General features: G+C 59.5%; 18 protein-coding genes, 1 tRNA gene and 1 pseudogene. 11 read left to right on the top strand and 9 right to left on the bottom strand.

The genetic code is table 11. The annotated features are described in order from the left end of the window. Window positions 1-729 precede the first annotated feature (729 nt). Window positions 730-1,428 carry a response regulator transcription factor gene (locus DRB87_RS04560; RefSeq protein ID WP_206100069.1) on the bottom strand — a complete coding sequence of 233 codons (699 nt, stop codon included), beginning with the start codon at window positions 1,426-1,428 and terminating at the stop codon, window positions 730-732. Between the two features lie 234 nt (window positions 1,429-1,662). On the opposite strand from DRB87_RS04560, the gene DRB87_RS04555 reads away from it, so the two are divergent. From DRB87_RS04555 to DRB87_RS04545, 3 genes are read left to right on the top strand one after another with little or no spacing between them, the layout of a single operon-like run. Next, window positions 1,663-2,349 carry a hydrolase gene (locus tag DRB87_RS04555; protein WP_017231634.1) on the top strand — a complete coding sequence of 229 codons (687 nt, stop codon included), beginning with the start codon at window positions 1,663-1,665 and terminating at the stop codon, window positions 2,347-2,349. A gap of 13 nt (window positions 2,350-2,362) precedes the next feature. Next, window positions 2,363-4,222, top strand: a complete 1,860-nt coding sequence (locus tag DRB87_RS04550) for an amidohydrolase (RefSeq protein WP_130025033.1) — start codon at window positions 2,363-2,365, stop codon at window positions 4,220-4,222. Window positions 4,223-4,248: 26 nt separating this feature from the next. Further along, window positions 4,249-4,530, top strand: coding sequence for a XapX domain-containing protein (locus DRB87_RS04545; protein ID WP_017231632.1), 282 nt, complete (start codon window positions 4,249-4,251; stop codon window positions 4,528-4,530). Window positions 4,531-4,640: 110 nt separating this feature from the next. On the opposite strand, the gene DRB87_RS04540 is transcribed toward DRB87_RS04545, so the two are convergent. The 4 genes from DRB87_RS04540 to speB all read right to left on the bottom strand — a co-directional run bounded on the left by DRB87_RS04540 (window position 4,641) and on the right by speB (window position 7,621). Continuing rightward, the gene (locus tag DRB87_RS04540) at window positions 4,641-4,841 is read right to left on the bottom strand and encodes a hypothetical protein (RefSeq protein ID WP_130025032.1); all 201 of its coding nucleotides are present in this window, start codon (window positions 4,839-4,841) and stop codon (window positions 4,641-4,643) included. Then, window positions 4,838-5,242 (bottom strand): hypothetical protein, encoded by a 405-nt coding sequence (locus tag DRB87_RS04535; protein WP_130025031.1) that lies wholly within the window; start codon window positions 5,240-5,242, stop codon window positions 4,838-4,840. The genes DRB87_RS04540 and DRB87_RS04535 overlap by 4 nt, the downstream gene beginning before the upstream one ends. A gap of 290 nt (window positions 5,243-5,532) precedes the next feature. After that, complete coding sequence (gene tauA, locus DRB87_RS04530) at window positions 5,533-6,567, bottom strand: taurine ABC transporter substrate-binding protein (RefSeq protein ID WP_130025030.1); 1,035 nt, start codon at window positions 6,565-6,567, stop codon at window positions 5,533-5,535. A 79-nt stretch (window positions 6,568-6,646) separates the two neighbouring features. Then, a complete protein-coding gene (gene speB / locus DRB87_RS04525; RefSeq protein ID WP_130025029.1) occupies window positions 6,647-7,621 on the bottom strand; it encodes an agmatinase in 975 nt (324 codons plus the stop codon). A 209-nt stretch (window positions 7,622-7,830) separates the two neighbouring features. Between speB and DRB87_RS04520 the strand changes: the two genes are divergently transcribed. The 8 genes and pseudogenes from DRB87_RS04520 to DRB87_RS04480 all read left to right on the top strand — a co-directional run bounded on the left by DRB87_RS04520 (window position 7,831) and on the right by DRB87_RS04480 (window position 16,126). Next, window positions 7,831-8,736, top strand: coding sequence for a LysR family transcriptional regulator (locus DRB87_RS04520; RefSeq protein ID WP_130025028.1), 906 nt, complete (start codon window positions 7,831-7,833; stop codon window positions 8,734-8,736). A 1,089-nt stretch (window positions 8,737-9,825) separates the two neighbouring features. Further along, a complete protein-coding gene (locus DRB87_RS04515) occupies window positions 9,826-10,677 on the top strand; it encodes a TIGR04255 family protein (protein ID WP_130025027.1) in 852 nt (283 codons plus the stop codon). Then, window positions 10,674-11,261 (top strand): hypothetical protein, encoded by a 588-nt coding sequence (locus tag DRB87_RS04510; protein WP_130025026.1) that lies wholly within the window; start codon window positions 10,674-10,676, stop codon window positions 11,259-11,261. Before DRB87_RS04515 ends, DRB87_RS04510 begins: the two co-directional genes overlap by 4 nt. A gap of 12 nt (window positions 11,262-11,273) precedes the next feature. Beyond that, window positions 11,274-11,948, top strand: coding sequence for a hypothetical protein (locus DRB87_RS04505; protein WP_130025025.1), 675 nt, complete (start codon window positions 11,274-11,276; stop codon window positions 11,946-11,948). Window positions 11,949-12,050: 102 nt separating this feature from the next. Then, a pseudogene (locus DRB87_RS23405) lies at window positions 12,051-12,167 on the top strand (transposase); the annotation flags it as partial. Window positions 12,168-14,049: 1,882 nt separating this feature from the next. Continuing rightward, window positions 14,050-14,832, top strand: a complete 783-nt coding sequence (locus DRB87_RS04490) for a hypothetical protein (protein ID WP_206100068.1) — start codon at window positions 14,050-14,052, stop codon at window positions 14,830-14,832. 12 nt (window positions 14,833-14,844) lie between these two features. Beyond that, window positions 14,845-15,090 (top strand): DUF4224 domain-containing protein, encoded by a 246-nt coding sequence (locus DRB87_RS04485; RefSeq protein WP_130025024.1) that lies wholly within the window; start codon window positions 14,845-14,847, stop codon window positions 15,088-15,090. After that, a complete protein-coding gene (locus DRB87_RS04480) occupies window positions 15,074-16,126 on the top strand; it encodes a tyrosine-type recombinase/integrase (protein ID WP_130025023.1) in 1,053 nt (350 codons plus the stop codon). Before DRB87_RS04485 ends, DRB87_RS04480 begins: the two co-directional genes overlap by 17 nt. A 13-nt stretch (window positions 16,127-16,139) precedes the next feature. Here DRB87_RS04480 and DRB87_RS04475 read toward each other — a convergent pair whose 3' ends face one another. The 4 genes from DRB87_RS04475 to DRB87_RS04460 all read right to left on the bottom strand — a co-directional run bounded on the left by DRB87_RS04475 (window position 16,140) and on the right by DRB87_RS04460 (window position 19,223). Then, window positions 16,140-16,340: a hypothetical protein gene (locus DRB87_RS04475; RefSeq protein ID WP_130025022.1), complete on the bottom strand. Its 201-nt coding sequence runs from the start codon at window positions 16,338-16,340 to the stop codon at window positions 16,140-16,142. 193 nt (window positions 16,341-16,533) lie between these two features. Next, window positions 16,534-16,624, bottom strand: a tRNA-Ser gene (locus tag DRB87_RS04470). Window positions 16,625-16,710: 86 nt separating this feature from the next. Continuing rightward, the gene (locus tag DRB87_RS04465) at window positions 16,711-18,729 is read right to left on the bottom strand and encodes a sodium:solute symporter family protein (RefSeq protein WP_165385233.1); all 2,019 of its coding nucleotides are present in this window, start codon (window positions 18,727-18,729) and stop codon (window positions 16,711-16,713) included. Next, the gene (locus DRB87_RS04460) at window positions 18,726-19,223 is read right to left on the bottom strand and encodes a DUF4212 domain-containing protein (RefSeq protein WP_130025021.1); all 498 of its coding nucleotides are present in this window, start codon (window positions 19,221-19,223) and stop codon (window positions 18,726-18,728) included. Before DRB87_RS04460 ends, DRB87_RS04465 begins: the two co-directional genes overlap by 4 nt. Window positions 19,224-19,230: the final 7 nt, after the last annotated feature.

The following is a 19,230-nucleotide window of genomic DNA, read 5'->3' as shown; positions in this document are numbered from 1 at the left end:
CTGCCGAAGCAGACGCACCATTCATCGAGTGCCCACACTTATCGGTTGTCTAGTTTTTAAAGATCAATCGCATCGAACTTCGCTTCGTCGCACACTTACCGCGCCGTCGCTTCGTTTTCCGCGTCGCTGCATCTGCAGCAGAGAAGCAAGATTATGTCGCAGCTTCTCGTCGTCGTCAACAGTTTTTTTCGCCTTCTTCGCTCGCCGCCGTAGCGACTCACAAGCTCCAAAACCACCAACCACCGGGCTTTCCAGCCCGTCGCCTCCACCGCTTCGCCGCTTGCGCTGCGTCGCCGTCGTTGCGAGAGACGGAATATTAGACACCTTCGACGAACCGCGCAAGCCTTTTGTGAAACTTTTTTGAACGCGGCGACACTTCCCCGCCGTTTGGCGGCTTGTTCGGTGCTCGACACGGCCTCACCAACGGAAAATACTTGCACGCCAGAACGGTCTACAAGTGATCCGCAGCCGCGTAGAGCAACGTCGTCCCATGCCATCTCTCTATATATAGATCGGCTGGTCGCGTAGCCGCTGGAGATGGCGGGATAGATCTCCGGCAAACGACGATGCGCCAAGCGCATACGACGCCCCGGTCGCGCAGTTGGGCGTCGAGCCGTCGAACCGTCGATCTGTCGGGCGTTGGCACGCCAGGAATCGATGTGTCTCGCATCGATGCGTCCGGAGACGGCGGCAACAAGAGATGAAGGTGCGCGAAGCGCGCGCCGTCGATTACGCCGTCTCTCGGCGATTTCGGCCAATACCGCCGTGATAAAGCGCGGGGGACGTCATGCCTAGCTTGTGCGCCATGATGACGAGATCCGCAAAGGAGCGGGCTTCCATTTTGCGCATGGCATTGCCGCGATGAATCTTGACGGTGACTTCGCTGATGCCCAACTCGTCCGCAATATGTTTGTTCATGCGGCCCGCCGCGACCAACGCCATCACCTCACGCTCGCGCGGCGAGAGCCGCTGCGCCCGGTCGGCGACGGTCGTGCTCACTTTCTCGCGTGCGAGGCGCAGACGATCCTGCGCGAGCGCGACGCCCACAGCATCAAGCAACACGCCTGCCCCAAACGGCTTGGTGAGAAAGTCGACCGCCCCCGCCTTCATGCCCTGGACGCTCGTCGTCACATCCGCGTCATCGGCGATGAAGACCACCGGGATCGGATCGCGCATCGCGACAAGAGCGCGCTGCAACGCCAACCCGCTCCCGACCGCATCGAAATCCATGTCGACCACAAGGCACGCAGGCCCGGCAGCACGTTCGCTCGCAAGAAACGATGCCCCACACGCAAAGCCGCGCGCACATAGGCCGGCGGCGAAGAGTTGCGCGCAAAGCGTGTCTCTGCTCGCCGGTTCGTTGTCGACGACGTAGACGGTCGCGGTATCGTTATCCGAAAGCCCGTTCATGCGGATAGGCAGTGTCATGATTCAGTGCGCACGAGTATACGATAGCCGCGGGACATAACGTTCGACGCCATAGAAAAGCACGAACGTCCGCGCTATTTTCGGCAAACAGCGTCGGACGGACTGCGTCAGGCAAGGGATGACGGGCGCTAATACGAAGAGACGATAGTCCGCGCAACATGAACGGCATAGGCTTTCGGAAGATCTGCCGCCGTGGCATCACGCCCCATGTCCGCATTACCACCGGAGCCCCTCATGTCGAATCCCAAGCTCGAAGTTCTCACGCCGCAAAACAGCCAGCTCATCTTCATCGATCATCAACCGCAGATGGCCTTCGGCGTTCAGTCGATGGATCGTCAAGCACTCAAGAACAACGCGGTCGGTCTGGCCAAAGCCGCGCGTATCTTCAATATTCCGACAACGATCACGACCGTGGAAACTGAATCGTTCTCGGGCTTTACCTATCCGGAACTGCTCGACGTCTTCCCGAACCAGAAGTTGCTGGAACGCACCTCGATGAACTCGTGGGATGACCAAAAGGTGCGCGACGCTCTCGCCGCCAACGGTCGCAAGAAGGTCATCGTCTCTGGCCTGTGGACCGAAGTCTGCAACACCACATTCGCGCTGTGCGCGATGCTTGAAGGGGGCTACGAGATCTATATGGTTGCCGATGCGTCGGGCGGCACCTCGAAGGAAGCTCACGACTATGCGATGCAGCGCATGGTGCAGGCGGGTGTCGTGCCTGTGACGTGGCAGCAGGTGCTGCTCGAATGGCAACGAGATTGGGCGCATCGCGACTCGTACGATGCCGTGATGAAGCTCGTCAAGGAGCATTCGGGCGCCTACGGCATGGGCGTCGACTACGCCTACACGATGGTCCACAAGGCGGCGCAGCGCACCGCAACGCCGCACGACGCCATCCCGGCCGTGCCCGCTCGCTGACAGGAGGGACGCCATGTCCGCCCCCACCCCCGATCTGATTCTCATCAACGGCAAGTTCGCCACGCTCGATCGCGCCAATCCGCAGGCGGATGCCGTGGCGCTCACCGGCGGGAAGTTCACTGCCGTGGGCACACGCAACGACGTGATGCGTCTGGCCGGCAGCAGCACCGAGGTCATCGACCTGAAGGGCCGCCGCGTCATCCCGGGACTGATCGACAGTCACATGCACATCATCCGGGGCGGTCTCAACTACAACATGGAACTGCGCTGGGACGGCGTTCGCTCGCTGGCCGACGCCATGCGCATGTTGAAGGCGCAAGTCGACCGTACGCCTGCGCCGCAATGGGTTCGGGTGGTGGGTGGGTTCACCGAGCATCAGTTCGCCGAGAAGCGTCTGCCGACGATCGACGAACTGAATGCCGTTGCTCCCGACACGCCGGTGTTCATCCTGCATCTGTATGACCGTGCGATTCTCAATGGCGCGGCCCTGCGCACCGTGGGCTATACGAAGGACACGCCCAACCCGCCGGGCGGCGAGATCGTGCGCGACGCGTCGGGCAATCCGACCGGGCTGCTGCTGGCCAAGCCGAATGCAACGATTCTGTACGCCACGCTCGCCAAAGGCCCGAAGCTACCGCCCGAATATCAGAAGAACTCGACGCGCCACTTCATGCGCGAGGTCAACCGACTCGGCGTGACAGGGGTGATCGATGCCGGCGGCGGCTTCCAGAACTACCCGGAGGACTACGACATCATCGAATCGCTGCATCGCGAGGGGCTGCTCACGGTGCGCCTGGCCTATAACCTGTTCACGCAGAAACCCAAGGCCGAACTCGCGGATTTCAGCCAGTGGGTCAAGCAAGTCAGTCCCGGCCAGGGCGACGATCTCTATCGTCACAACGGGGCGGGCGAGATGCTCGTATACACGGCCGCCGACTTCGAGGACTTTCGCGTCGAGCGGCCCGAGATGCCACCATCGATGGAAGGCGATCTCGAACCGGTCGTGCGGCTGCTTGCGGAGAACCGCTGGCCGTGGCGTCTGCATGCGACCTACGACGAGACCATCTCCCGCGCGCTCGACGTCTATGAAAAGGTCGCGAAGGATGTGCCGTTCGACGGCCTGCATTGGTTCTTCGACCATGCCGAGACCATCAGCGATCGCAACATCGATCGCATCGCGGCCCTGGGCGGCGGCATTGCCGTGCAGCACCGGATGGCGTATCAAGGCGAGTACTTCGTGGAGCGCTACGGCGCGCGTGCGGCTGAAGCCACACCACCGATCCGCCGCATGTTGGAGCGCGGCGTGAAGGTCGGCGCGGGGACGGACGCGACGCGGGTCGCCTCCTACAACCCGTGGGTCTCGCTCTACTGGCTCGTGACGGGCAAGACCGTGGGTGGCCTGCGTCTGTCCGCGCCGGGCAACCTGCTCGATCGCGACGACGCGCTGCGCCTTTGGACGGAAGCCAACGCGTGGTTCTCGTCGGAGGTCGGCAAGAAGGGGCAGATCAAGGTCGGGCAACTCGCCGATCTGGCGGTGCTCTCCGACGACTATTTCAGCGTGCCGGAAGACGAGATCCAGGACATTACGTCGGTGCTCACGTTGCTGGGTGGAAAGGTCGTCTATGGCGACGGCGACTTCGGCCGCTATGCCCCGGAAATCCCGCCCGCCATGCCGGACTGGTCGCCGGCACGGCATGGCGTGGGCTACTCGCCTCGCCAGCCGCAAGTGCTTAACGTGAGCGTGAGTTGTGCATGCGCGACGTCGTGCGGGGTACACGGTCATGCGCATGCGAGGGCGTGGTCGTCCAGTGTGCCGGCGTCTGACGAAAGCGGCTTCTGGGGTGCGCTCGGCTGCTCGTGCTGGGCGTTCTGATCGTTCGGACGGTTCGGAGAATCCTCATGAAGCTATATCTCGTATCGCTCGGCGTCGGCGTGCTCGTCGGCATCATCTACGGCGGTCTCGGCGTGCGTTCCCCGGCACCGCCGGCTGTTGCGCTCATCGGATTGCTCGGCATGCTGATCGGCGAACAGGTTGTGCCGCCGGTCAAGCGCCTGCTCGCTGGCGAGCCGGTCAATCTCGTCTGGTTCCATCGCGAATGCGTGCCGAAGATCACCGGCTTGCCCGGGCCAGTGGCGCAACCGACGAAGGAAGCTGCCGAGAGCGACTCGCGCAAGGCTTGATCTGTCGCCGGAGAAGGATAGGTCGCTTTTTTGGGGCCCGGCGGGTAGCGAACCGCGCAACGCGGAGGGGGTATCGCTTCCCACCGGGCACGTCAAAGGGGGGCGGCGGCTTACATGCCTATTTCATACTGGCGAATCAACTCACGCACCCGATCCTTGTCCGCATCGGGGATTCGATCCAGCCCGATGTATTCCCAGAATTCCTCCGCAGCGGCCATACCCTCCTCGCCATCCGAGAGCAAACATGCCAGCGCGTCCGCTCTACGATTTGGCGGCAAGACGTCGATGCATAACATCAAGGCATCCATCACGCGTTGCTTCCGGCTGCCTTTAAAGAAGCGGGTACTGACGTCATCGACGAATCGGCACCATGCTTCGGATTGACTACCGGCGCTCGCCGCTTCCCCCATTGACTTAGAAGTGTGTCGTTCTGCTTCAAAGGCTCGCGGAAAAACGCGAAGTCGACGGCCGGTTCCGGCTCTGGCAAGTTCACCAGGTTACTGACGGACAAAAGCGGCAGCGAGCGTTGCACGGTGTCGTCACGCGTTCGTACCGCCAATACCGCCATGGGCGAGCGGAGACTTCCCGCCGCCTGGAGTCCAACGGTCCGGAGATCTGCGATGAAGCGCTCACTCGGGCGATCCAAAGGCCGATGCTCGGTGCTGGGCACCATCGGTACGATGCTGATCGTTGCGGCGCCTACAGGATTCATGGACAACCTCCGTGGTGGTGAGAGATTGCATCCTGCCATCGCCTTAGCGCCGCACTTTTCCATACGAGCGGTGAGTTTGCGATTCTGGCGAACACGCGGCGCCCCGTCGACAGTCTGCACAGTTCCCGACGCCGCCCCGACATGAACCGGCAATCAAGTCGATTCGGTATATCGCGCCACGCCGCCGTCGCTTGTTCGCGTGTGTGATGGCTTGCGACGGGAGGCTCCGGCGCGCAACCCGACGTCGTGGGCGATTAGCGCACCGGGCCGCGTTGCGACGCCTTAATCGTTCATTTCGGCATCAGGCCGGATGCCGCCTCGGGATACCGGACCGCCACCGCACCCCGATAGTCGGACTTCACGACATCGATCTTCTTCTGCTGGAGCAGAAACTCGGCCGTCGACTTCAGCGTTTGTGCCGCACCGCCCTTCTCCCCGCACCCAAGCCACTGACATGAGACCTGCTCGGCCAACGTCGGATACTTGTACAGTGCCATTTCCTCTGCCGCGTCGTTGGCATTGCCACCGAGCCCGCGCAGCACTGCCGCCATATTCTTCGAACCGGCACCCCATGCGTCGGGGTGCGCTACGAAGTCTCGATTCGTCGCGTTCAGCACCGCAATGAACTTGGCCATGAATTCAGGATTGCCGGCGCCAAACGCCTTCGTCACGGCCATGCCCTCAAACGTGCAACGGCCCAGCGCACAAATCTGCCCGGCCGTGATCAATGGTTTTCCGGTGGGCCGGATCCGGCCGAGCGCCGGCCCCCAGATGAAGGCACCGTCGACGTCGCCTCGCTCCCATGCGGCGGCGGCCTGCGTCGGCGTCATATTGACCAGCTTCACCTGCTGGGTGATGCCCCATTTGTCGAGCATGTACATCAACTGGTAATGGCTTGTGCTGGCCACCGGTACCGCGATGGTTTTACCCACCAGATCCTTCGGCGAGTGGATGTTGGCCGCGTTACGCACCATGAGCGCCTCGGCGTTGGCGATGTCCTCCAGAATCCAGAACAACTGAATGTCCATTCCGCGGCTGGCCGCCGCCGCCAGCGGGCTCGATCCCAGCACACCGGTGTCGATGCTGCCGGACGCCATTGCACTCATCACCGCCGCGCCGGAATCGAACTTCTTCCAGTGAATCTGGTAGCCGGTCGCCTTTTCAAACGCGCCATTCACCATCGCGGCAATCCAGGGGCTGTAGGTCGTCTGATACGCTACGTTGACGACCTTCTCGGCTGCGCGGGCCGGGGCCAATGCGACACCGCATGCCATCAGAAACACACCGCATACGAACGAACCGACGATTTTTGTCAGGTATTTCATGCCGTCTCTCCCAATTCGGCGTCGCTGGACCGGACTGGCGAGCATCGTGCTCGCCCCGCCTCCACGCCCGCCACTGTGGTCAAAGTGATTTTCGGCCGCGAATACTGTCCGCGAGCACACAGAGAATCTCGAACATCAGCGTCGCCCCCACCAGCGCCGTATTGCCGCTCGGGTCGAATGGCGGAGAGACTTCCACGACGTCTCCGCCGATCAGGTTCAATCCTTGGAGCCCGCGTATCATGCGCTGCGCGTCGAGGGTCGTCAGGCCGCCAATTTCCGGCGTTCCGGTGCCTGGGGCGTACACCGGATCCAGGGCGTCGACGTCAAAAGTGACGTAGGTTGCACCGTCGCCGACGACTCGCCGTGCTTCGGCGATGACACCCTCGACACCCAACGCGCGGCATTCGTCGATATCAATCACGCGAATGCCCTGTCGCTCACCCCAGTCGTTCTCGCTGTCGTTGTACAACGCGCCCCGAATGCCGATTTGTACCGTGCGCTTGGGATCGAGCAAGCCCTCCTCGATGGCGCGCCGAAACGGCGTGCCGTGGGTGTAGGCGTTATCGCCGAAATATCGATTCCACGTGTCGGTATGCGCATCGAAGTGCACCATGCCCACAGGCCGGTGCTTGGCCACGGCGCGCAAGATCGGCAGCGTCACCAGATGATCGCCGCCGACGGACAGCGGCGCGATGCCGGCATTGCAGACCTCATCGTAAAACGCCGCAATACGCCCAAGAGAATCCATGAGATCGACCGGGTTCACCGGGGTGTCGCCCAGATCGGCACAATTGCAAAGCTCGAAGGGGTTGATGCCGCTCGCGCGATTGACATTGCGCACCATCGTCGAAAGATCGCGCACTTGGCGCGGCCCATGGCGTGCCCCTGGTCGATTGGTGGTGCCACCGTCCCAAGGCACACCGATCAAGCCGACGTCCACGGCGCGAATGCGTTCGTCGTCAAGGCCGACGTAAGGCAACCGCATGAGTGTTGCCAATCCCGAGAACCGAGGCATGACGGTACCGGTAATGGGTGCGAATTTATTTTCTCTCATCGACAATTCCTGGGTGGCAAGGGGTGTCTCGGACATGATCGCCCGACGCGCACTGGTAAGCGGCATCGAGCGATGCGTGAAGCGAGTGTGTCCGTTGCGCACGCCCCATGGAATCACGATTGTTCGAACTTTAGTTTGGTATTTTCCGAAGCATTACCGACACCCTTGCGTGCCGATCCCTCGTTTGCCTGGCCCATGAGTCCATTGTCATGATCAAAGTAACTGACTTCGATCTGCGTCTGCTACGTATATTCAAAACAGTGTCGGACTGCGGCGGCTTCTCGGCGGCGGAGTCTGCGCTGAACATGAACCTGTCGACCATCAGTACGCATATGGCCGACCTTGAAGCTCGTCTCGGCATCCGACTGTGTGAGCGAGGCCGTCGTGGGTTTCGGCTGACGGACGAAGGGCACTCACTTTATCGCGCGGCAGAGCGGCTGCTCGATTCTGTCGAGGTGTTCCGCACGGATATTGGGGGAATACGCGGCCAGATCAGCGGCGAGTTGGCGATCGGTGTCGTGGACAACACGATTACCGACACGCATTCGCGCATTGCCCGTGCTATCGGCGTGCTCAAGGAACAGAGTCGCGATCTCGAGATCCGATTGGAGATCAAATCTCCCAGGGAGATCGAGGTCGGAGTGCTGGAGAGAAAGCTTCATCTCGGCATCGGACCGTTTCGAGATACGCAACCGGGCCTGATCTATGAGCCGCTGTATCGAGAGGAAATTCAGCTTTATTGCGGCGCGGGGCATCCGCTCTTTGCACTGGCGCCCGATGACGTTGACATGCAGAGCCTGAGTGGTCTCGACTATGTCGCGCGGGGATATTTACGGGAGACGAAAGAGTTCGGCATCCTGACAAACATCAAGGTCGGCGCGAGTGTTTTTCACATGGAGGCCGTCGCCACGCTCATTCTTTCGGGCAAGTTTGTCGGCTACCTGCCCACGCACTACGCGCAGCATTGGATCCGGCAAGACCTGATGCGGTCATTACGCCCGGATCACCTTACCCACCACGCCGAGTTCCGACTCATTACCCGAAAGGACCGCGAGACGACTGTCGCAGCACGGGCATTCCTGGATGCGTTGCGCGGCGGAGCAAATGGCAAGTAAGATGGCGCGGTTCGCGCACCATGACGGTGATGTTGCTGTCCGGCGCACGTTAAATCATGGCGTCGGGCATCCGAGCCGCCAACGCACAAAGGGCTTCCACTCGGGAAGCCCTTTGTTTATCTGTGGCGGAGAGAGGGGGATTCGAACCCCCGATAGGCTATTAACCTTGGGCAGGGGTGGCTGGAGGGCTTGTCTGGCAAGGGGTTGCGGGTGGGGTGTTTACTATTATGGAATGTTACACCGCGAGGGTAAGTCTTTGATTTTTATGGTGGGGGGATTGGGGTGATAGTGAAGATTTTCGGCGGCTGATCGAGGCGAATAAGAAGACTATGTGGTCACCGCTTCGACTCAAAACGGACAAGCAGCAGAGAAGAATATCGATGTCCCTTCGCCGTTTGTAATGCACGTTCATCGGCCGCACTCCGCTGCGACGGAGCACAGGTACAATCAGGAAAGCCTTACAGAGCATCGATTGTCCTCGGCGGAAAACCAGTCAGCGCCCACTAGGCAATGCGGCCGGTGAAAAAGTCTGCGTCTTGCCTTCATGCTTGTCGTACCCAACACCATCGTAGAGGAATTCCGCTTGGCGCATGAATCGAGCGACTGGGCGCACCACTCTCCTTTGTGCGACGGTATGAGATTACGATGAATCCTGAACTTTTTCGAGTATGGGGCTAAGCGATTCCTACGCATCTCCGGCGCGGTGCGCGTTGGTAGCGCCATCCACCGAATCGGAAGTCTCAACGCTGGTCGGTCCGGCATCTGGTAATCTGACCCCATGTGGGGCTAGCACACCGCCCCCGACCCGACCCTCACTTGTGATTTTTGGAAGGGACAAAGAGCTGAGGCCGATCAAATCGAGCGGGCCAAGCCCCCCCGGCAACACAATGACGCGGACGAGCCCAAAAGGCGGGGAAATTCGCAAAAATGGCACTTGTTAGGCGCAAAATTTGCCACATATACTCACGAACTGCTCGTGGATTGATGGCCTTGCATCGCATATCTCGTCGGTGGATGGTCCGGACTGCGCCATCGTCGTGGCGGGCTGGACCTTGAGATTGAGATGAGTCGCCTTAAACTCATGGCAGAATGATCCAAATTGCCCATCCAAAATTGACTGAGGACACTGTGACCAAAGTCTGGAGCTCCGACTCCCTCGTAGATGCTCGCTCAGCGAACGTTGATCGTTACGAACGCACATTTCTGCGTCAGGCGGTGTGCGAGTTTCGCTTTCCTACGCTGCTTGAGCTTGGCGGGACTAGACCTCCCGCTACGTTCGTTGCTGCGCTGAGGAAGGAGTACCCTCATTTAGAGCTTACGCAAGAGTTGGCTCTCGGCCACGGCTCAGAACAAACTGTCACGGTAAATAAGCACGTTTTCCGATCCGAAAAGTTAAATTGGACAGTCTCACTTAAAGAGAGCGCATTCTCGATTGAGACGAATTCGTACACAACCTTTCCGGTAATGCGCGAGAGGATCCTCCGCGTGCTTTCGGCTGCAACGAAAATCATCGATTCAGAATTTTTCACTCGCGTCGGATTGCGCTACATTAACATGATCGATGCGAACGCAGACCCCGTAAATGAAGGGTGGATCAACCACGACTTGGTTGCACCTCTTCACGCAAAGGTTTTCACCGGGATCAGCGAGTATGCCGGGCGTTTGAACTTGGCAACCGATGATGGAGGTTGTCTTTTACAGCATGGGCTAAAGTTTAAATCGCATCCCGCTCGTGCATTAGAAGATACCGAAGTCGATGCGTTACCCATGTATTTGATCGATATTGACGCGTTTCGCAATGGAGTGGCGTTGGAGGATTCAGCAGCCGCACTTGATTCGATGCATGCACAAGCCTTCGATGTCTTTGACTGGGCAATAGGCGATGCTGCCCGCTCATACCTTGCAACCCCCAAACGATCCAAGGCGGAGGTCCCACGATGAACTTCTATACGAACTCCAAACCTCAGCCGGACATTGGCAGTATTTGGGGAGCACATCAATGGCATGCCACCCCGGAAACAAAGCAGGATTGGTTAGCAACTCCAGGCTACATGACTTGCTTTGTTGATACGGCGTCTGCGCTCACCGGCAACTACGCGCGAACAGGCTCGAGCCACGGAACGCAATCAAGATCGTTCCGTCGTGAACTCACACCGATTCGGGATGAGGGGCTGACTCTTGAAGAAATTGAGTTGCCGCTCGAAACGTCTAACGAAACAGCAACAACGGATTCCGTTAACGTCTCACATAACGTTTTGGCGGAACCCGATCAGATCAAGCGCATCGCGCGAGAGCGTGTGATGCTGATGGCGCGGTTATCCGGCAAGACTCAAGAGCAAACAGAAGTGGAAGCGCGCCTTGAAATGCTGAACTCCCGTTTGCTTTCAATTGCGCCGCGTGTCACTAAGGAACAGGTTGCTGCGCTCGCCCGTACTGCGGAGGAGATCGCCGACACTGCGGCATCGCTTGAGGCTCTGAGACGGGAACGGGCGGAAAGACGAGAACGCGCCAGACTCGGTATTTGACGACAATCGCTCATGAGCCTGTTCCACTTTCCAAAAGCGCAACATACTCGGCAGCTCCAGCCCAAGCAATTCAAACGTTATCAGACCTATAAACGCTACCTGCAGGTAGAGTTTTCACGCGTCTGCGTGTATTGCCGGCAGCCCGACAGTTCCGCAGTAAATCTGAATTTCGGCGTCGACCATTATCGGCCGAAGGGGCTTCCCCAGTTTGCCGCACTTGTGTGCACCTACACAAATTTGTACTATTGCTGCGGCAGTTGCAATAGCCGAAAAAATGACGACTGGCCTATTGATGAGACAACCGGCCAATTCGTCGTCAACCCTTGCGACTTCAAGATGGCTGATCACCTACGCTACGACTCAACTAGCGGACGGATTTCTGCGCGCACTGATTACGGCCAACACACAGTAAATCTACTCCAACTGAACGATCCAAACTCAGTGGAATATCGCCTGAATGTTGCATTTACCGTAGATATCCTGGCTAAAACCATCGCCGACATCGACGTGGAAATTAAAGAAGTTGGTATCGATTTCGACGCCCAAATACTCTCTGCAGCCGATAGGTCTCGTATTTTGGAGGACTTGGACAGAAAGCGCCGTAGAGCGGTATCGAGCTTGCAAGCCCACACAGGCACCACGCCGCTTCCATTGCAACGAAAAATCGGCACCCCAGCCCCCCATTAGCCGCATTTTCTTCCGGCGAAGCTATCAAGGTTCTCGCGGCGTCTCCCCCAATTTGAGTAGCGCGACGATTTAGAGTCCAATCACGTGGTCAGAAGATTGGGCATGAAGAAGCGATTCACGGAAGAGCAGATCATCGGATTCCTGCGGGAGGCTGAGACCGGCATCCCGATCAAGGAGTGGTGCCTCCGGCACAGATTCTCGGAGAGAGCAATGCAACTGCGAGGCGCATTATCCAGAGCCTTTTAGATTTCGGGATTCTGCGCTCCGACTCACATCGGGATGATCTTGCCTTCGCTCTGCCGCTAATGAGCTTGAGATTCTTGTTTCCGAAGCTCTGGCCCGAAGTGGATTCCGAGTAAACACCGCCGTCATTCGATAGATTTCGTTCCCGTACGGGAACGAAATGCCGAAATTGCACTGCTTTAACGGCTTTCGTTCCCGAGCGGATACGAAACAGTGTCCTTAGATGCGGTTGAAGCAATCGCCCGCGTACACGTGAGTGGAGTCCAAGGCTCCGTTTTCGTGCCGATCATTGTTCAGACTTCCCCCGTCAACCAAGAAGAGTCCCGATTAGAACATCGGAATGTTCCGAATCGAAAAGAGTCACCTAGAATGGGACTCGGAACGCGTGGTGTCGATATTGTCGGGCCGCTAATCTTGTCCCCGTCGCGCCCCAAACGCGACCGGGTTTAGCGACCCGAATGGTCATATCTCGGGCACACGGCCGCGATTTCTGCGGCTTTCGTGTGCGTAGTGCCACGTATCCGTGTCAACGGGCGGGCCTGGATTGGGACACCTTCGGGTGTGCCGCCTAATCCGAGTGACCAGCGGTTCGCTAACCTAGTCCAGTGCCCGCCCACCCCTGCGCAATGCAGCGGGCGGCGGGGCCCGCAAGTTGGCTAGATCGAGGCACCCGCATGACTTCTCAATTCCCATCATGTCCCTTAGTCCGCGCTTCCGTGGACAGACTCAACACCCTCTCAGAACGCGTCCTCGCTCTTGCGATGTGCTCGACGACAGACGCAGGCAAAGAAATCCCTCACAGATTTCTACTCGCGATCTTCGAAGAACTCGGCGAAATGGCCGGGGAACTTGTCAGCGAATGCCACAAGCTGAAAGCAAGCCTTCTGTCCGCATAGCCTCAACATCAGCATCCAACTCTGCCTCCGGCATGGCCCCCGCATGTTTCGGCTGCATTCATAGCATCGTCGCGCTCAACAGCGCTCGCTGCTTCAACGTCACGCCACGCCATTCGCCATGCAAGCCACCACCCTCCCCCTCGCCGCTTCAATCGGAATTTCCCCATATACGCGACTTCTGCGTGCTGCTTTAATAGCCCCACATTCGCGCCGCACATCCATATGTGGCGTCCGTTTGGATCTTTGTTTCCCGGTGCATAGAAGTACGGGCTCGCACTGGCCCACTATCACTTCCGGCGACAGACGCCGGACGTTCATAAGCGCGGAAACGCGTAAGCTGGGGCATTTTTACGAGAGTTCGGCCAAGATCCCACCGTGGGCAGTTACCTCCGTCGTACTGCGGCCATCATCCCAAAAATTCCCAATCTCACCCAGCAGGTAACACAGTCGTAACCCAACCTCACCGTTGGTTCGTGCATTGACGTTTGTACTTCCGCTCACCGGTCGTCTTCAGGACGTCTAGCGTCGGGAGTGTCAGCGCCGTACCCGGAGAGCGGGTTGCGTATGCGTGCCTGCGGAGTCCGTGCGGTTATCGCGCGGCTCAGCGCGGCTCGCGTGACCGAGCAGCGGGTCTCACCTCGCGCGCTCGCCACAACCTCATACCTATGCATTCCGGCTTTCATGCCGAACCTTTCTGCGTTCGACGCTGCGATATCGCTCGTCTTGAACGTGACGGGTTACGGACAAAAAGTTGGGAAGCGCTGCGAGCGCCCGCCGCCCGCAGGGGCGAGGACGGCGGGCGCGCGAAGCGCGCCCTTAGACTTGTATTAATAACACTTAACGTACAAGTCATCGGAATCGCCGGCCAGATCAGGCACGACAAGAACACCAACCCCCGAGCGCTCAATGCAAGGGGCACCCTGATCAGAGAGATAGAGGTTTGCGATGAATGACGCCCCTTAATGGATTACTCGCCGTTCCGCCGTGAGTGGATCGTCCGTAGACGCGTCTTCGAGGACGGCCAAGTGGAGGCCTCTGCGACGCGTTTTGACCGGTACATGAAGGCTCAAGCCCTTCATCTCGTGCCCAAGGCAAAGCGCGGCGAATCGAAGGACGAAGAGACGAGCATGCTGAGCGCAGCGAAACGCGCAAGGCAACAAGTGCGACTGCGCTGCAAGGCAATTGGTGCCGACCGCATGATCACGCTTACGTACCGAGAAAACGTGCTCGACAAAGAGAAGATCAAGCGCGATTTCGACTCGCTGCGACGCCTCCTGGGCCGTGTCCAGAGCTTCCAATACGTCGCTGTTCCTGAGCGGCAGAAGCGAGGGGCATGGCATTTGCACATTGCCGTCAAAGGGCGGCAGAACTATCGCGTCCTGCGAGCGCTGTGGCTCCGTGTCGTCGGCGAGGGTAACGGCAACATTGACGTGCGCAACCCAAATCGCGAAGTTGGCCTTCGTCACAAGATCGCGACTTACATTGGGAAATACATCGTCAAGAATTTCGATGAGCACAAGCTCAATGAAAAGAGGTATTGGGCAAGTCGGGGGATCAAGGTTCCGGAAGCGGAGACTATTGCTCACTTTCTCGAAGACGGAGCTTTCGATGCAGTTGTTGCCGCGTACAACTCCGCAACTGAGACCGGCGTATCGCTCGAAGGTCACCAGTATTACTGGAATCAGGACGCGGGATATTTCTGGATGGCGACACGAGAGCGCCGCGAGTCCGACGGCAAGGCGTAAGGAGGTGCATCGATGAGAAATCTGACTTCGATGTTTCTCGAACCGGATGAGTTAGTGACGTTGACCGGACGCACTCAGAACCGCGCCCAGGCACGCGCACTGCGCATGATGGGCATTGAGCACCGCGTGAGGCCAAATGGCACGATTGTGGTGTTGAGCGAGCATGTTGCAATAGTGCTTGGCGTGCAAACGGCCGTAGCCGCCCGTGACGCCTCCGTTGAGCCAGACTGGAGGGCGATGAATGCCGCGAAAGCGTGATCCCCGCCACAAGGGCTTACCGACGCGCTGGCGGCATGTCAGCGGCGCGTATTACTACCAAGTGCCTCCCGGCCTCGAATCGATGTGGGACGACAAGCAGACATTCCGGCTCGGATCGTCGCTTCCCGAGGCATATCGGGTGTGGTCGGATCGGCTTGCCGATCTGGAAAACGTGCGAACCATCGACAAGTTGCTTGAGCGCTATGCGCGAGAGGTTCTGCCCACCAAGGCGGTAACGACGCAGGCGCAAAACACGTCGGCGTTGAAATCGCTTAAGCCGGTTTTCGGTCGCATGCCGCTCAACGGCATCAAGCCTCGGCACGTCTATCAGTACATCGATAAGCGCGAGGCGAAGGTGTCCGCGCGTCGTGAGGTCGAGGTGTTGTCGCACGCGCTTACGAAGGCTGTCGAGTGGGGGTACATCGACAGGCATCCGTTCAAAGGCGAGTTGCGCCTGGCTAGCGTTCCGCCAAGGACTCGGTATGTCGAAGACTGGGAAATCGTCGAATGCTTCTCGCTAACGTCGAAGCGGAAGGCTGGCAGCGTCCTCGCGGTGCATGCCTACATCCGCGTCAAGCTGCTCACGGGATTGCGTCGCGGGGATCTATTGCGGCTTCGTCTCGATGACCTGCAAGAGGACGGAATCCACGTCATGCCAGCCAAAACGGCGAACAGCACTCGCAAGCGGTTGATCATCGAGTGGACGGACGCGTTGCGGGAGGCCGTCGAGGAAGCGAAGTCCGTCAGGCCATCGCAAACTTCCGAGTGGCTATTCTGCACTCAACAAGGCGAGAGCTTCCTGAACGAGAGCACCGGCAGGGCCGGCTCATGGGACTCGATGTGGCAAGGATTTATGCGGCGGGTGTTGGCAGAGACAAAGGTCGAATTCCGGTTCACGGAACATGACCTTCGGGCCAAGTGCGCCAGCGATGCCGAGACGCTTGAGCACGCTCAAACGCTTCTTGCACATGCCGACAGCCGCCTGACGGCGAGGGTCTATCGTCGCAAGCCGGAGCGCGTCAAACCGCTCCGTTAGCGCACTCGAGTGACTAGCGCCCGCCCTCGTTATGGAGAGGCGCGATCATCTCATCATATTCGCGCATCGTTCGCTCGCTGATACCACCCGCAGCATGCATGTCTTTGGCGATATCGTGAAGCGCAGCCAGCGGGGCAGACTCGTCTATGACGGAATAGCGCTTTGTTGTTTCCGCGGAAATTTGATGCGTTGAGTTCTTCACCTTGACGACCACCTTTCGACTCAAATGGAGTAGGCAAGGAGTGTACCGGCGCGGCGGGTGGGTGACCGGGCCACGCTAATGACGGACGTGTTACCGACGAGAACCCGAGCGCGAAAAGCCGCCCCGCAAGCCCCCGGAATAGTAAACATCCGCCCTATAGTAAAACGCGAAAGGGCTCCCTTGCGGGGAGCCCTTTAAACATCTGTGGCGGAGAGAGGGGGATTCGAACCCCCGATAGGCTATTAACCTATACACGCTTTCCAGGCGTGCGACTTAAACCGCTCATCCATCTCTCCTGAAGGTCGCGAATTATAGCAGATCATCGGCAACATCCCATACCCTTTCGCACGAACCCCGCCAAAAATGCTTCCGCCCCGCATCATTACGGGCGGCGAAGATGGTCCACCAGATGTCGATCGCGCTCGCTCGGACGCCCCCCCAGCAAGCTGAATACGATCGCCACCGCAAACCCCGCCGGCACCCCGAACGCCCCCGCCGAAATCGGATCCACCCCCCACCAGCGCGCCCCCACAAATCCCGTCAAACGTGTAAAGAACGGATACGTCGTCACAATGTAATACACACACACCAACAACCCACTCACCATTCCCGCCGTCGCCCCCAGCCGTGTCGTACGCTTCCAAAACACCCCCAGCACCAACGCCGGAAACAAACACGACGCCGCCAACGAAAACGCCGCCCCCACCAGGAACAAAATGTTCCCCAGGTTCAGCGACGTCACATACGACGCAAACATCGCCACGCATAACAACAAGATCTTCGACGTCGTCACCCGCTTCTGGCTCGACGCATTGCGATCCACCATGTGAAAGTAGACGTCGTGCGACAACGCATTCGCGATCGTCAACAGCAACCCGTCCGCCGTCGACAACACCGCCGCCAACGCCCCCGCCGCCACCAGCCCCGAAATGACGTACGGTAGACCCGCGATCTCCGGCCCCGCCAACACCAGCATGTCCGGCTGCATCCAGATCTCCCCCCACTGCACCACCCCATCGCGGTACACATCCGAGATATCAAGCTGCACCGGCGTCGCATGCCGCCATTGCATCACCCACCCCGGCAGATTCTCATAACGCGCCCCCACCAAATGCAGCAGCACGTCATACTTGAGCATCACCGCCAACGCCGGTGCACTCACATACAGCAGTGCCACGAAGAACAGCGTCCACCCCACGGAACTACGCGCGCCCTGCACCGTCGCCGTCGTGCCATACCGCGTCAAGATGTGCGGCAAGCTCGCCGTGCCAATCATCAGGCACACCATCAGCAACAGAAAGTTCAAGCGCTGCGCGTTGCGCGTAGCGTCGTCACGCGCCGGGAACGGCTCCGTTATCGCATGCTGCGGCTCGCTACGCTCCACATACTGATTGCGCATCTCCAACCAACGGTTCTGCGCCTCGCCGACGTCGCGCGGGAACGCCTCCAGCTTCGCTTCCAGCACCTTCACGTCGCGCAACGGCCCATTGCGACGCTTCGTATCCAGCAACTGCCGCTCCAGCTCCGCACGCTCACCATAAAAGCTGTCCGGTAAGCCGTCCAACCGACGCTGCATCTGCTCCGCCTGCTCCCGGTAGTAATCACGCACCTCGCGCTCAGGCACCGACTGCTGTATCTCGCGCTCCAGCGCCTCGACTTTCGCCAACGCCGTGCCATAGCTGAACTGCGGAAACCAACCGTTACCCGTCTGATGGCCAATCATGGCCGTCGGCACCAGAAACGCCGTGATCATGATGATGTACTGCGCCACCTGCGTCCACGTCACGGCGCGCATGCCCCCCAGGAACGAGCACACGAGAATGCCCGCCAACCCAAAGAAAATGCCAATGGTGAATTCCACACCGATGAATCTCGACGCGATCAGTCCCACGCCCTGAATCTGCGCCACGAGATAGACGAATGAACACAGAATCGTCGAGAAGACCCCCAACGCCCGAACCACGTTGCTGTCGTAGCGCGTGCCAAGAAAGTCCGGCACCGTGTAGCGCCCCATCTTGCGCAAATACGGCGCAAGCAGGAACGCCACCAGACAGTACCCGCCGGTCCATCCCATGACGTACGCCAGGCCATCGTAGCCCGACACGTAAAGCGACCCCGCCAACCCCATGAACGACGCGGCGCTCATCCAGTCCGCCGCGCACGCCATCCCATTGAACACCGGCGGAACACGACGCCCCGCAACGTAGTACTCGGCAGCGTCCGACGTCCGAGAGATCAGGCCAATCACGGCGTACACGGCAATCGTCACGAACAGGAACGCATAGCCGATCCACACGCCCGGGCCGTTGACCCGCTCGAGCAGCCCCATCATCAACACGAACGCCAGGAAGCCCGCCGTGTAATAGAGGTAGTAGCGCAGCATTCTGCGCGTGAAACTCATCGGGACGTCGGCGCCGACGCGACGCGAGAGGGGGCGAGAGAGGACGCGCTTCGCGATGCCGCAGACGCCGCTGCGTTGTCCATCCCGTCGCGATCCAGGCCGAGACTGTCTCGATGAGCGTCGCGCAACGCATTCAGCTCACGATGGTAGCGCGCGTCGTTGCGCCGCTGCAGCCACGCGTAGACGGCAATCAGACCGATGTCGACCAGAATCGAACCCTGGGCGCCCATGTAGAACGGCAGCGGCCACCCGGCAAATCGCGTCTCGGCCCACTCGCGCGCCCAGAACTGCGGAACGAATGTCACCACGAAGCCGATCGCCATGAGCACGGCCACCCAACGCAATGTCCTGCGCCAGTGGCGCGCCGCAATGCCGGCGGCCGCCCCATGCCAGTCGACATCGGGCAGCGAGCCACCGACAGCAAGCCCCGGCGGCCGGCTGACGCCCACCGGGTCGGCCTTGCCGGCCGAGCCGGTCTGCGAGCGATTTGCCATAGCCCCG

This window comes from Pandoraea sp. XY-2 (assembly GCF_004193915.1).
Lineage (GTDB): Bacteria > Pseudomonadota > Gammaproteobacteria > Burkholderiales > Burkholderiaceae > Pandoraea > Pandoraea cepalis.
This window is presented reverse-complemented; position numbering and strand designations above follow the sequence as displayed.